Origin of the sequence: Pseudomonas sp. PDM01 (assembly GCF_014852325.1) — a bacterium.
Classification (GTDB): domain Bacteria; phylum Pseudomonadota; class Gammaproteobacteria; order Pseudomonadales; family Pseudomonadaceae; genus Aquipseudomonas; species Aquipseudomonas migulae.
This window is the reverse complement of the sequence record NZ_JACVBK010000009.1, coordinates 265,827-278,775: the sequence shown is the minus strand read 5'-3', so window position 1 is coordinate 278,775 and position 12,949 is coordinate 265,827. Positions and strand designations below refer to the sequence as shown.

The following is a 12,949-nucleotide window of genomic DNA, read 5'->3' as shown; positions in this document are numbered from 1 at the left end:
ATAACGCGCAATGTCTGGAACACCGCGGTGTTGCCATCGCGAGCAATCGAGCGTCGACCGGCTGCTCCTACAAAAGCAAAAACAACGGCGGGTGATGATCAGGGCTTGGCAATGCCCAGCAACTGCTCCCGCAACCCGGGATTGCTCGTGCGCGGGTCGAGCCAGATATCAAAAAACGCCCGGGCGAACACCGGGTCCGTCACCTCGTACTGCAACTGCGGGCCGACAAAAAAGCGCGCGCCCTGCCCCGGCAAGTAAACCCCGATGAGTCGGGTCCCGGCCTGCACATCGACAAACGCCTGCTGCATCTGCGCCTGCCATGCCGCGAGTTGCCCGGCACTCACCAATGCGCCCGACAGTCGTTTGATTTCTTCGACGCTGGCCTGGACCAGATCGTCCCGGGAAATCCTGCGCTGATAAATCAGCTCCAGGGCGAACGGCTGGTCGCTCGCAAATGGCTGCGCGGCGCTCCACAGACGAGCATTGTAGATATCGAAACCGAACATCCGGAACTCGCCGGTACCAACGATTTGGGCGCCAGGCAAAGACTCCTGCCAATTGGCCAACGCGTGGTTGCCCAGCAATACCAACAGCCACAGGGTATGACGCAGAGGTGATCGTGGTCGGGTCATGATCGGCTCGATTCAGCGCGTATGGGTTCTGTTACTTATACGCATAAAGTGTTGCTGTACAAGCTTTCAACTTTGTATACAAAAACAGCCAATCCTTAGAGCAATCTACTTGTCGCAATGCTAACGTTGCCGCTTCACTCAGGTCGGAGGCGCCTACGTGCTGCTGCTCAAACTGCTGGTCATTCCCGGGTTTCTCTTACTGATCTCCCTCGCGGGCAAACGCTGGGGCCCGAGTGTCGCCGGTTGGCTGTCAGGGTTGCCGGTGGTAGTCGGGCCGATTCTGTTCTTCCTCGCCATCGAACAAGGCGAAGTGTTTGCCGCGCAATCGGCGACCGCCGCGTTATCCGCGATGTTCGCGATGATTGCCTTCTGCGTAACCTACGCCCAGGTCGCCCAACGCGCGGGATGGCCTTGGGCGCTGACGGTTTCGCTGCTGGTCTGGGCCACAGCAGCGGTGGTGCTGTCGGTCATTCCACCGTCCCTGGTGTTCTCGGTGATCGCCGCCGCGACCGCGCTGCTGGCGGCGCCTTACCTGTTTCCCAAGGTGCAGCCGATCGTCTCCGGCCCGGCACCGAAGTCCGACAAATTGCTGCTGCGCATGATTGCCGGCGCCCTTCTCACTCTCGCGGTCACCTGGCTCGCCAGCACCGTCGGCGAACGCTGGAGCGGCCTGCTCGCGGTGTTCCCGGTGCTGGGCAGCGTGATGGCGGTGTTTTCCCAGCAAACCCGTGGCCCGGCGTTTACCGCCGCCTTGTTGCGCGCCACGGCCACCGGCATGTATTCATTCAGCGCGTTCTGCCTGGTCCTGGCGCTGACCTTGCCGGGCATGGGCCTGAAGGCCTTCGGCCTGGGCGTCGCGGTGTCGGTAGCCATGCTTGGCGTCACCCGGCGCCTGTTGGCCAAACCGGTGGCAACGCCCGCAACCCGTTCAACTATTTCGAACGAGTAGAACAACAACCCCGTACGTCAATCGAACGGGTTTCGCCCACTATCAGCCTCAGTTCCTGACCAACCACTGACTGAGGCCTACACCATGAAATTCTTTTTCCACCCTTCGCCAAACCCGATGAAAGTCGCCCTGCTGCTTGAAGAACTGCAAACGCCGTACGAATTGATCGGCGTCGACACCTTCAAGGGCGAGCAACACCAGCCAGCCTTCCTGGCGATCAACCCGAACGCCAAAGTGCCAGCGCTGGTCGATGGCGACGCCACCGTGTTCGACTCCCAGGCGATCCTGTTGCACCTCGCGCAAAAACATCAGCGCTTCCTGCCGACCTCCGTTGCCGGCCAGGCCGAACTGCTGTCGTGGCTGATGTTCATCGCCACCGGCCTGTCGCCATTCTCGGGTCAGGCAGTGCACTTCCTGCACCACGCCCCGGAAGACCTGGCCTACGCAAAAAACCGTTACCTCAAGGAAGTCGAGCGTCATTACCGCGTGCTCGATCAGCGCCTGGCCGACCATCAATACCTGGCCGGCGACACCTACAGCATCGCCGACATGGCGCTGTGGGGCTGGGCCAACTACGCGCCGTACATCCTCGGCGAAAACGGTTTGGCGGCGTACCCGAACGTCAAGCGCCTGTTCGATGAAATCAGCGCTCGCCCGGCGGCCGTACGTGCTCACGGCCTCAAAGAGAAGCTGGTACTGAAAGCGGAGTTCGACGAAGAAACCCGTCGCAACCTGTTCCCGCAAAACCAGGCGCAGTAATCCATTCCCCGCAAGCGAAGGTGATGAAATGAGTGATCAAGTCGCGTTTATCGTTTACCTGCCAGCCAAACCGGAACGCTTCGCCGAAACAAAGGAGCGCCTGCTGGACGTGGTGCACCAGATGTCGGCCGAGCCGGACTTCGTCAACACTTGGGTCCACCAGTTGCAGGACGAGCCGAACACTCTGGTGCTCTACGAAACCTGGAGCTGCAGCAAGGAAGACTTCATCACCCGTCACCTGAGCAAGCCGTATCGCCAGGACTACGAAAAGCTGTTGCCGGAGCTGTTGGCCAGCGACCGTCGGATCGAGTTTCTGGACGTGATCGAGAGCTACCCGGTGCGCCGGGACGTGTAACAGCGTAATCCCCGTGGTGAGGGCCAGCCTCTCACTATGGGCATCCCTATTACTCTGCGGCGTCGAGTTTATCCAGTGCCTGGTTCACCGCCAGCTCCCCAAGCATGATGACCTGCGCAATGCCCAACAGCGAATTGCGACGGGTCCCCTCCATATGATCCGCCAGGTCCATGGCCATGACATTGGCCGATGCCAGCGACTCGCACGCATGGCTGAGCAGGGTCTGGATATCGAGTTCGGGGTTGACGCTGAACATGCTGTCGAGTTGCCGTGGCGTGGCGTTGATCAGGGCAATGTGCGCGGCAGGATTGGCGTAAAAGTCGAGGGCGAGTTTGATGGTCTCTTCGAGCTTCTCTTGGTCAGTGCTTTGGGCTGGAGCGGACAGGTCCGGGTTGGGGGGATTGGGTGTTGGTTTGGGCATAGATGGAGCTCCGATGCTACTTAGAAGGAGCCATCAACCTCTCGCTACCAAACGGAGGGTGGCGGCCATACGAAGGTTGGTAGACCGGGCATCGGAACCGGCGCCCCCGAAGGAGCCCTGCGCATGGCCACCATAAAACGCAGCCCTGAGAAAGGGCCGAACAAGGTGACGCTATGCGTCGATGCTGAGGGTCTACCAAACCCGATCACTGTGTTTTTCAGCGACCGGAAAACAATAGAACCCACCCCAAAAGCGCACAAGCCGGCGGATTCTTACGTACCTGTAGGCAACGACGCAAGGTGTTGTAGCTTTCATGAAGTAACGCTGAGCGCGGTTAAACAACATTCGTGAATGCGTGGATTTGTCCTCATCGCGGTTCCCACAAACGACGTCAAAAATCAAAAATCCAGGGATTTTTCCCACGCGTTTTTCGGGTTGGCCTTCGGAAGTTTAAGGATTAGCGTGGTAGAGCCAAATCCGGTAACAGACCCATCTCGGCGCGAATTGAAGGAGAGCAAAACGGTGCGACTCAACCACCCGCAAAATGCGGTTTCCTTCCAGTTTGAGGAGGTCTTTAAGCACGCCATAATCGTATTTGGCGATCAGCAGTCGGTTGAAGACTGGCTGAAGAAACCATGCAGATACTTGGGCAGTAAAATCCCCTTGGAGCTGATCAACAACCCACTCGGCGTCCAAGTCATAGAGGACTATTTGACCCGGATTGAACACGGGGTCTATCAATGAATGCTTCGCCCCGAATGCTGAGCAACCCGACCGCCCGTTAGCCCACACTGGAATGCGTCACGACCTCCATGGGATGATCGCCCCCACCGCGAGACCACCCTGGAGATTTTGAATGTCACTGTTGAGTAAAAAAGCCGTTGTCCTGCTGCTGGCAGCAGTTGCCAGCCTGGGGGCTTTGAATGCACAGGCGGCTAAAGAGGTAGCGCCAGCGCAGAACGTCTCGATGCTGGGCGGAAAATTCAAATTCAACCTGCCCAAGGGCTTCGTTGCCAACCCGCTGCCGGCGGACGCGACCGGTGCGAGTGGCACCATGTACACCAACGCAACCACGAAAACTGTGGTGATTGCCGCTGAAAACACCATTCCTGGTGGCGTCAACGCCAAGGACAACGACGGTGAGTTCCTCGACGCCACGGCGTCCGACTTCGCCACTCAACAAGCCAAGGCGCTGCCGGATTTCACCAAGCTCAGTGAGAAAAGCCTGACCCAGAAAGGCACCGGCCTCGGTCTGCGGGAGATCGACAGCATCGCCACCCAGGGCGGCGGCAAGACCCTCGATACCACGCTGATGGCCGCCTCGGGCACGCGCATGGCGCTGGTAAAGGTGATTTCCCGTCTCAGCGACAATGCCGGCCACGAAGCGCTGGTTAAACAGATCGTCAGCGGCAAGTAAGGCTCAGGGGTTGAGGCGCTGCAACCAGGCGCTCAAATCCTGCATTTCGGCGGCACTGATGTTGTGGCCAACGCCTGGGTAGGCATGAAATTCAGGCTTGAGTGACAGGCTCTGCAACAGGCTGTTTGCCTCGGTGCCGTCGTTGAAGGGAAGGCGTTTGTCCGCCGTGCCATGCCCGATGAAAATCGCCAGTTTCTGAAGTTTTTCATCGGGCTTGAGCTCGGACTTGAGCACCGGCAAGATCCGCCCGCTCAACGCCGCGATCCCGCCCACGGCTTCGGGATGACGCAACGCGACCTCGTAAGACATGATCGCGCCCTGGCTGAAGCCCACCAGGAAAACCTTGCTCGGTACTGTGTGATATTTCTTCGCAGCCTGTGCGACGAAATCCAGCAACACCGGGCCGCTGGCCTTCAGGTCATCCGTCTCGCCGTTGTAGGCACCTTCTCCCTTCTTGCGAAACCACTGATAGCTGCCCTCCTCCATGACCATCGGCGCGCGCACCGACAGGTAGTTGTAGCGGGCGGGCAATTCATCCTTGATGCCGAACAGGTCCTGCTCGTTACTGCCGTAGCCGTGGAGGAAAATCACCAGGGGTTGATTGACCGATTCGGGGTTGGCCTGCTCCAGGTATTTGAGCGGCAGATCGGTGTGCAGCGGGGTTTCAGCGTGGACGGCGGCGGACGCCAGGAGTGTCAGCAGAGCGAGAACCTTCAACATAAACCTTCCTTCACAGAGCGCAGGATTCGGGGTTGAGCCTAACACTGTGAACTCAGCCGGGGGATTTTGGTGTCGCTGATACCGCCATCGCCGGCAAGCCGGTCTCGCTCCCACAGTTGAAATGCATTCCCCTGTGGGAGCGAGCCTGCTCGCGATGAAGGCATCAGCGACACCAAAGCATCCCGGTCAATCGTTAATCAACTTCCCAACGCGGATCGGCTCGCGCCCCGCAACTTTCGCCTGCCATGTCCCCGGTTGCGTATACCGCCCGCGATCAATCGCAAACAACACACCACTGGTGCCGGCGCGTACGGTGGTCACCCGGTCGCTCAACGGGTCAACCACTTCAAACAACGCATCGCCCTTCTCGACCCATTCACCGGCCTCGCGCAGGAAACTGACCACGCCATGATGCGGCGCAAACAGGTATTCCGTGCCTTCAAACGGCATACCTTCACAGCATTCACTCGGTGCGGCCGGCCAGGTGCCTTTGATAAAACCCTGTTCGGCAAGGAAGCCGAGAATGGCCTCGCAATTGGCCTGAGCCTGATCGACCCGGGTATCGCCCATGCTGCCCAGCTCCAGCGTTGTCGCCAGGTTGGCCGGTGGAATCGCCGCCTCGGGGAATGCCTTGGCCAGACGCAACCATGGTGAAGAACAGGATTCATCGAAAGAACTGCCGCCGGAATCCTCACACAGCAGCGCAACGCCCGCCTTCAGTCGAGCCGCCAGGGACTTCCATTGCGACCAGTGTTGCGGCAGCGCATAAATATGAATCGCCGCTTCGAAATCGCAATGCAGATCGAGGGTGATATCGGCGTCACAGGCATGGCGCAGCAGCAGGCGATGCATGGCTTCCAGCTGCGACTTCGGTGCAGGCAAACCGTCGAGAACCTGGCCCATGGCCTGACGAATCAACGCGATATTGACCTGGGCATCGGCGCCCAACTGATCACCGATCAGCTCGCCGACCGGCACGCTCAGTTCAACGAACGAGCGGTTGAAATTCTTGCCACTGCCGAGTTCGAAACGGCCCATGTGGCTGCCTTGCAGGTGTTGGTCCAGGCCGATGGGATTGGCCACGGGAACCAACTCGATCACGCCTTGCAACTGACCTTGGGCTTCGAGTTCGGCCAGGCGTTTTTTCAGCTCCCAGGCCGTACGCATGCCCGGCAGTTCGTCCGCGTGCAGGCTGGCCTGGATGTAGACCTTGCGCGAGCCCGTGCCGTAACGAAATACGCTGAGGGTGCGTTCGGAGCCCAAGTGGCTCCAGGGCAATGGGTGGTCGATGCGTTGCATGAAACTACTCCTTCAATATCAAACACTGAGACCCCCTGTGGGAGCGAGCCTGCTCGCGATAGCGGTGTGTCAGTCAATGTTTTGCTGTCTGACCCAACGCTATCGCGAGCAGGCTCGCTCCCACAGGGTTCTCGATTTATTAAAGAGAACATAAAAAAAGTGGCAACCGCCTTCACGGTTGCCACTTTCTTATACGGCTGGATTACTCGCCGTAAACATCAAAATTGAAGTACTTGTCCTGCACTTGCTTGTACTTGCCGTTGGCACGAATTTCAGTGATGGCGGTGTTGAATTTGTCCGCCAGCTCTTTATCACCCTTGCGCACAGCGATGCCGGCGCCGCCGCCGAAGTACTTGGCGTCTTCGTAGGTTGGACCCACAAAAGCGAAGCCCTTGCCCGCGTCGGTTTTCAGGAAACCGTCGTCGAGGTTGACCGAGTCGGCCAGCATCGCGTCGAGGCGACCGGAGACCATGTCCAGGTTGGCTTCCTGCTGCGAGCCGTAACGCACCAGGACAATACCGGCCGGTTGCAGCACTTCAGTGGCGAAGCGGTCGTGAGTACTGGCGCGCAGTACACCGACTTTCTTGCCCTTGAGCTCGGTCAGCGGATCTTTGACGTCGGTGCCTTCCTTCATCACGAAGCGCGCCGGGGTGTGGTAGTACTTGATGGTGAAATCGACGTTTTTCTTGCGGTCGTCGGTGATGGTCATGGACGACAGGATCGCGTCGATTTTCTTGACCTTCAGGGCCGGGATCAGGCCGTCGAACTCTTGCTCGACCCAAGTACATTTCAGTTTCGCCTGCTCACACAGCGCGTCGCCGATATCGACGTCGAAACCGGTGAGTTTGCCGTCAGGGGTTTTCATCGAGAATGGCGGGTAACCGGCTTCGATACCGATGCGGATCGGCTTGGCGTCATCGGCCACAGCGGTCAGGGACAACATCGACAGTGCCAGGGCACCGAACATCACTAGCTTCTTCATTTATAACTCCTGTGGGCGGAGGCTTTTATTGGCAGCGTTCGATTGGTAGCGTTCGGTCAGCGCTTTTTTGTTGGAGAAAACCGAAGTGGCGGGCAGTCTAGAGCGGCTTCAGGCGCGTAAATTGTGCATATGCGACAAATACTTATAGAAAAGGCGAGCTGCATGAACGATGAGATTCGCACCTTGAACCTGATCCAGCACCACCCCGCCGAAGGACCGGGCGCAATTGCCGACTGGGCTGCCTCCCGGGGATTGTCGCTGAACGTCTACCGCGCCGACCTCGGTCAATTGCCGCCAGTCAGCGCGGAACCGGCGATTTTATTGGGCGGGCCCTATGAGTCCAACGCCGGCCCCGCATGGCTGGAGGCTGAACGTCAGTGGCTGGCGCGCAGCCTGGAACAGGGCGCGGCGGTGTTTGCGATTTGTCTGGGCGCGCAGTTGTTGGCGCTGAGTCTGGGCGGGAATGTGCGGCGAATGGATCGGACCGAAACCGGCTGGACGCCAGTGCGCTTTGCCGATGGCCAGGTATTGAAGGTGCTGGAATGGCACGAAGACGCCATCGACTTGCCGCCCGGCGCGCAGCTACTGGCCAGCAGCGATCAGTGCGAGCAGCAGATGTATCGCGCAGGGCCTGCGCGGGTGGGTTTGCAGTTTCATCCGGAGTGGAATGCCGAATCGGTAGCAACGCTCAATGCGCACTTTGCCGAGGAATCACCGCTGCCTCGGGGAGCACCGGACAGCGCCGCCCATGCCGCCGTTTTTGACTGGTTGCAGGTGACGCTGGATGAGTGGTGGGCATTAGCCAAAGATCGCAAGAACACCCCAAATTTGTAGGAGCCAGCTTGCTGGCGATGGCGGTGGATCAGCCGACACGTCCATCGCCTGAACGGTCGCGATCGCCGGCAAGCCGGCTCCTACAGGGAAAGCTACATCAGCATTCGCAGCCGATGGCAGTTGGCCGTTGCACCTCAGTGCTCAACTCAAACCCTTCATCCAGCCACCCGGTCACTCCGCCGATCATTTCCTTGACCGGGTAACCCAGCGCCGCCAGTTTCACCGCGGCCTTGTTGGCACCATTGCAATGCGGCCCGGCGCAATACACCACGAACAGCGTGGATTTCGCCCAGGTTGCCAACCCTTCAGCAGTCAGCAGTCGTCCCGGAAAATTGATCGCGCCCGGCACATGCCCACGCTCGAACGCCAGCGGACCGCGCACGTCCACCAACACAAAATCCACTTCACCTGCCTGCTGGCTGCTGTGGACGTCGGAACAATCGGTCTCGAAGGTCAGACGGTTGCTGAAATGCATCAGGGCAATGGCCGATGGGGCGGCGGGAATGTTGCGGACCAGGCTGGTCATGAGCGGTACTCCAACGTGTTGGTGGGTGTGAGAAGACTTTATCCGCCGTGCGCTTGCGGCTAAAGTGGCGCACAAGACACCAACCGGGAATTTTCCGCCAAATGCAGCCCACCCCTGGATTAGTCGCGATTCTGGCCTACGACGGCCTCTGCACCTTCGAATTCGGCATCGCCGTGGAGATCTTCGGCCTGGCGCGCCCGGAGTTCGATTTCCCGTGGTACGAGCACCGGATCGTCGCCGTGGATCAGGGCCCGATGCGCGCCATGGGCGGCATTCAAGTGTTGGCCGATGGCGGCATGGAACTGCTCGGCGACGCCCGAACCATCATCATTCCCGGTTGGCGTGATCGCAACGCTGCGGTGCCTGAAACGTTGATCACCGCCCTGCGCCAGGCCCATGCGCGGGGCGCACGGTTGCTGTCGATCTGCTCAGGCGTGTTCGTCCTGGCAGCAACCGGTTTGCTCGACGGTCACGGTGCCACCACGCATTGGCGCTACACCTCGGAACTGGCGGCGCGTTTCCCGAACATCCTGGTGGACCCTGACGTGCTCTACGTCGACTCGGGCCAACTGATCACTTCGGCGGGCAGTGCTGCCGGTATCGATGCGTGCCTGCATTTGGTGGCACGGGATTTCGGCACCCAGGTGGCCAACTCGGTGGCACGACGGCTGGTGATGTCGCCGCAACGCACCGGTGGCCAGGCGCAGTTCATTCCGACGCCGGTCAGTCCTACGCCGCGCAGCGATCTTTCCCGCGTGATGCAGTGGGTTCGGGAGCGCTTGCATGAACCGCTGGAGGTCCGCGACCTGGCCAGCGAGGCGGCCATGAGTGAACGGACATTCCTGCGTCGGTTTACCGAAGCCACGGGCATGCCGCCCAAAGCGTGGTTGCAGCATGAACGCCTGGCGCGGGCCCGTGAATTGCTGGAGAGCACGAGCAGAAACACCGACCAGATCGCCGAGCAGTGTGGTTATCGCTCGGTGGAAAGTTTCCGGGTGGCGTTTCGCAACGTGGTCGGCGTGCCGCCGTCGGTGTATCGGGAGCGGTTTGGGCGGGGGATTGAAGCGAAGATTTGAGGTGTGTTTGAGGTCCCCTTCGCGGGCAAGCCTCGCTCCTACAAGGTATACGTGATCTTTGTAGGAGCGAGGCTTGCCCGCGAAGGCGGCTTCAAGGCTTGCGCAGCAGGTACGTATCCATAATCCACCCATTAGCCAGCCGCGCCGCCTTGCGCACTCGCTCGATCTCATCCGCCACGTCCTTGAGCTTGCCGCTGATGAGGATTTCATCCGGTGTCCCCAGGTAAGCCCCCCAGTAAATCTCTGTCTCCTGATCCGCCACCTGATGGTAGGAATCTTCCGCGTCGAGCATCACCACCAGGCTGTCGGCATCGCTCACCTGCCCTGCCGCCAGTCGCCGGCCCGTCGTGATTTCGAATGAGCGCCCAATCCGGTTCAGCGGCACTTTATGCTGGGCTGCCAATGCCTGAACGCTGGTGATACCGGGGATCACGTCGAACTCGAAGACGCAGCGGCCGGACGCCAGAATCGCCTGCAAGATCCGAATGGTGCTGTCGTACAACGCCGGGTCGCCCCACACCAGAAATCCGCCACACTGGCCGTCGGACATTTCCTCATTGATCAGCCGTTCGAAGGTCAGCTGCTTGGCAAGATTCAGGTCTTCCACACTGGCCTTGTAGTCCACCTCTCCGCGCTCGCGCTCCGGGCTGTGGGCTTCAACGAAACGGTAGGTGTGATCAGTGATGTAGCGCTGGCAAATCTCACGGCGCAGGTCGATCAGTTTGTCTTTGCTCTGGCCCTTGTCCATGAGAAAAAACACATCGACGAGGTTCAGAGCCTTCACGGCCTGCATCGTGATGTAGTCGGGGTTGCCGGCACCAATGCCGATGACCATCAGTTTTTTCATCAACAGGCTCCCTCAAGGTCTGTGCCCAACACACGTAAGCGCCAGCGACCATTGAAGCGCAATTCGATGGCTGACAGCGGTTCGACATCGATCAGATTGAACGCGGGACTTTGCAGCACATGGGTCAGCGCGGCGCGAATGACAAAAGGGTGGGTGATGGCAACGCTGTGCCCCGGTGTTGCCTCCAGGGTTTTCAGCCAGGCGGCCACCCGCTCGCCGAGTTGCGCTACCGACTCGCCACCGTGAGGCGCCGAATGCGGATCATCGAGCCAGCTCTGCAAGGTCTCGGGTTCGGATTGCTGCAGGTCGTCGATCCGCAAGCCATTCCAGCGCCCGAAATCACACTCCCTCAGCGCCTCGACAATCTCCACGTCATCGGCGAACAACCCGGCGGTTTGCCGGGTCCGCAATTCCGGACCGCAGAACAGGCGCGATGCCTTCTTGAGTCGGTAACCCAACGAACCTCTTGCCGATTGCCAATCCATCTCCACCGGCTCATCCGTAGGAAAACGCGCCAATTTCTGTGCGACGGTTCGAGCGTGGCACATCAGGGTCAAACGGGTCGCCTGCACGAAGGATCACTCGGTAAAAGGAAAGAAAAACAGCGTCACGCCGCCAACAATCACGCAATTGTGCCGTAAGAAACACGATTGGGGGCGTTTCGTTTTACCCCTTGCCAACGCTTGTCGCCCTTAAAAAACCGCTATCTCCGACACCCCTGTAAGCGAGGACCTACAAGGCTGAGCGACTTTGGTGTAGCCCCCGACATACGGGCATTTCGCCCCATTTTAGGGCCAGAAATGGCCGAGCAAAAATTCACTAGACATGGGGCGATCGTTCCATAAATACTGCCGTAACGGCTAATCTAAACAACACCCTCATCCAGCAGGAGCCCGGATGCCCGCTTCCAGCAACATGCACCACCGCCCCCGCACCCAGAACCCGACCGACAGTGTCAGCATGACGCTGCCTGCGGCAAGCAGCGACTGACTGGATAAGAAAAAGAGTGGCGCCTGGCAAACAGCATCAAGCGACCGCCGATTCAATGCGTGGAAACCGACAGTGATAGTCAGGTTCGTGCCAACCGCCGAACCCTTTGATACAGGAGTGCATCCATGCTGGTCTTACGCCCAGTGGAGTTAACCGACCTGCCCCAGTTGCAGCGACTGGCGCAAGAAAGCCTGGTCGGCGTGACGTCCCTGCCGGACGACACCGAACGCTTGCGCGAGCGGATTCTCGACTCCTGCGCCTCGTTCGATAAAAACGTGCAACAGCATGGCCCGGAAAACTACTTCTTCGTGCTGGAGGACCTGACCACCCGGCGCCTCGCGGGCTGTTCGGAAATCCTCGCCACTGCCGGTTTCGGCGAACCCTTCTACAGCCTGCGCAACCGGCATTTCACCAGCGCCTCGCGAGAACTGAACATCGAGCACGGCGTGCCGGCGTTGTCGTTGTGCCACGACCTCAGTGGCCACACCTTGCTGCGCGGGTTTCACATCGATACGGCACTGGTGCGCACACCGTCCTCGGAATTGCTGTCACGGGCGCGCCTGATGTTCATCGCCGCGCACCTGCCGCGCTTTGCCGAAGCGGTCATCACCGAAATCGTCGGCTTCAGCGATGAAGAAGGACGGTCGCCGTTCTGGGATGCGCTGGGCAAACACTTCTTCGACCTGCCCTACACCGAGGCCGAGCGCCTTTGCGGGCTGGAGAGCCGGACATTTCTTGCCGAACTGATGCCGCAATATCCGATCTACGTGCCGATGCTGCCCCAGGCCGCGCGGGACTGCATCGGCCGTATTCACCCCGATGGCCAGGAGGCCTTCGATATCCTTGAGCGCGAGGGGTTCGAGACCAACAGCTACATCGACCTGTTCGACGGCGGCCCGACCCTGTATGCACGGCTCGCCAACATCCGCACTATCGCGCAAAGCCAGAATGGCACCGCCACACCGGGCTCGACCATCGATGCCCGCGGACGCTACCTGGTGAGCAACGATTCACTGCGTAACTATCGCGCCATCGTCGCCGATCTGGACTACACCGCCGGGCAACCCGTGGTCCTCAGCGCCGAGATGTGCGAGGCACTGAATGTCACCGACGGCAGCCCGATCCGGGTGATCGCGCTGTGA

The 12,949-nt window shown here is 59.7% G+C and carries 17 protein-coding genes; 9 read left to right on the top strand and 8 right to left on the bottom strand.

Annotation, left to right across the window (positions count from 1 at the left end; all coding sequences use genetic code 11):
• Positions 1-98: 98 nt before the first annotated feature.
• Complete coding sequence (locus IB246_RS22980; protein WP_008044945.1) at positions 99-632, bottom strand: chalcone isomerase family protein; 534 nt, start codon at positions 630-632, stop codon at positions 99-101.
• A gap of 157 nt (positions 633-789) precedes the next feature.
• On the opposite strand from IB246_RS22980, the gene IB246_RS22975 reads away from it, so the two are divergent.
• From IB246_RS22975 to IB246_RS22965, 3 genes are all read left to right on the top strand, one after another.
• A complete protein-coding gene (locus IB246_RS22975; RefSeq protein ID WP_008044943.1) occupies positions 790-1,581 on the top strand; it encodes a hypothetical protein in 792 nt (263 codons plus the stop codon).
• Between the two features lie 84 nt (positions 1,582-1,665).
• Complete coding sequence (locus IB246_RS22970; protein WP_008026724.1) at positions 1,666-2,340, top strand: glutathione S-transferase family protein; 675 nt, start codon at positions 1,666-1,668, stop codon at positions 2,338-2,340.
• 28 nt (positions 2,341-2,368) lie between these two features.
• On the top strand, positions 2,369-2,695 hold the full coding sequence (locus tag IB246_RS22965) for a putative quinol monooxygenase (protein WP_008044942.1): 327 nt from the start codon (positions 2,369-2,371) through the stop codon (positions 2,693-2,695).
• Between the two features lie 49 nt (positions 2,696-2,744).
• On the opposite strand, the gene IB246_RS22960 is transcribed toward IB246_RS22965, so the two are convergent.
• On the bottom strand, positions 2,745-3,116 hold the full coding sequence (locus tag IB246_RS22960) for a DUF6124 family protein (RefSeq protein WP_008044941.1): 372 nt from the start codon (positions 3,114-3,116) through the stop codon (positions 2,745-2,747).
• Between the two features lie 123 nt (positions 3,117-3,239).
• Between IB246_RS22960 and IB246_RS22955 the strand changes: the two genes are divergently transcribed.
• From IB246_RS22955 to IB246_RS22945, 3 genes are all read left to right on the top strand, one after another.
• Positions 3,240-3,467, top strand: a complete 228-nt coding sequence (locus IB246_RS22955; RefSeq protein WP_008044940.1) for a hypothetical protein — start codon at positions 3,240-3,242, stop codon at positions 3,465-3,467.
• Entirely contained in the window at positions 3,468-3,860 is a 393-nt protein-coding gene (locus IB246_RS22950) for an MbcA/ParS/Xre antitoxin family protein (protein WP_081500243.1), read from the top strand.
• A 112-nt stretch (positions 3,861-3,972) separates the two neighbouring features.
• A complete protein-coding gene (locus IB246_RS22945) occupies positions 3,973-4,533 on the top strand; it encodes a hypothetical protein (protein WP_008044937.1) in 561 nt (186 codons plus the stop codon).
• Positions 4,534-4,536: 3 nt separating this feature from the next.
• Here IB246_RS22945 and IB246_RS22940 read toward each other — a convergent pair whose 3' ends face one another.
• From IB246_RS22940 to IB246_RS22930, 3 genes are all read right to left on the bottom strand, one after another.
• On the bottom strand, positions 4,537-5,253 hold the full coding sequence (locus IB246_RS22940; protein WP_008044936.1) for an alpha/beta hydrolase: 717 nt from the start codon (positions 5,251-5,253) through the stop codon (positions 4,537-4,539).
• A gap of 186 nt (positions 5,254-5,439) precedes the next feature.
• Complete coding sequence (locus IB246_RS22935; RefSeq protein ID WP_008044935.1) at positions 5,440-6,552, bottom strand: M14 family metallopeptidase; 1,113 nt, start codon at positions 6,550-6,552, stop codon at positions 5,440-5,442.
• 202 nt (positions 6,553-6,754) lie between these two features.
• Positions 6,755-7,534, bottom strand: a complete 780-nt coding sequence (locus IB246_RS22930; RefSeq protein ID WP_008026734.1) for an ABC transporter substrate-binding protein — start codon at positions 7,532-7,534, stop codon at positions 6,755-6,757.
• A gap of 174 nt (positions 7,535-7,708) precedes the next feature.
• Between IB246_RS22930 and IB246_RS22925 the strand changes: the two genes are divergently transcribed.
• Complete coding sequence (locus tag IB246_RS22925; protein WP_085988417.1) at positions 7,709-8,368, top strand: type 1 glutamine amidotransferase; 660 nt, start codon at positions 7,709-7,711, stop codon at positions 8,366-8,368.
• A gap of 97 nt (positions 8,369-8,465) precedes the next feature.
• Here the strand turns inward: IB246_RS22925 and IB246_RS22920 are convergent, their stop codons facing one another.
• Positions 8,466-8,894 carry a rhodanese-like domain-containing protein gene (locus IB246_RS22920; RefSeq protein ID WP_008044933.1) on the bottom strand — a complete coding sequence of 143 codons (429 nt, stop codon included), beginning with the start codon at positions 8,892-8,894 and terminating at the stop codon, positions 8,466-8,468.
• Positions 8,895-8,995: 101 nt separating this feature from the next.
• Here IB246_RS22920 and ftrA point away from each other — a divergent pair, with 101 nt between their 5' ends.
• The gene (ftrA, locus tag IB246_RS22915; protein WP_008044932.1) at positions 8,996-9,970 is read left to right on the top strand and encodes a transcriptional regulator FtrA; all 975 of its coding nucleotides are present in this window, start codon (positions 8,996-8,998) and stop codon (positions 9,968-9,970) included.
• 91 nt (positions 9,971-10,061) lie between these two features.
• On the opposite strand, the gene cobF is transcribed toward ftrA, so the two are convergent.
• On the bottom strand, positions 10,062-10,817 hold the full coding sequence (cobF, locus tag IB246_RS22910; protein ID WP_008044931.1) for a precorrin-6A synthase (deacetylating): 756 nt from the start codon (positions 10,815-10,817) through the stop codon (positions 10,062-10,064).
• Complete coding sequence (locus IB246_RS22905) at positions 10,817-11,389, bottom strand: histidine phosphatase family protein (RefSeq protein WP_008044925.1); 573 nt, start codon at positions 11,387-11,389, stop codon at positions 10,817-10,819. The genes cobF and IB246_RS22905 overlap by 1 nt, the downstream gene beginning before the upstream one ends.
• Positions 11,390-11,932: 543 nt before the next feature.
• On the opposite strand from IB246_RS22905, the gene IB246_RS22900 reads away from it, so the two are divergent.
• Positions 11,933-12,949, top strand: a complete 1,017-nt coding sequence (locus tag IB246_RS22900) for an arginine N-succinyltransferase (protein WP_008044922.1) — start codon at positions 11,933-11,935, stop codon at positions 12,947-12,949.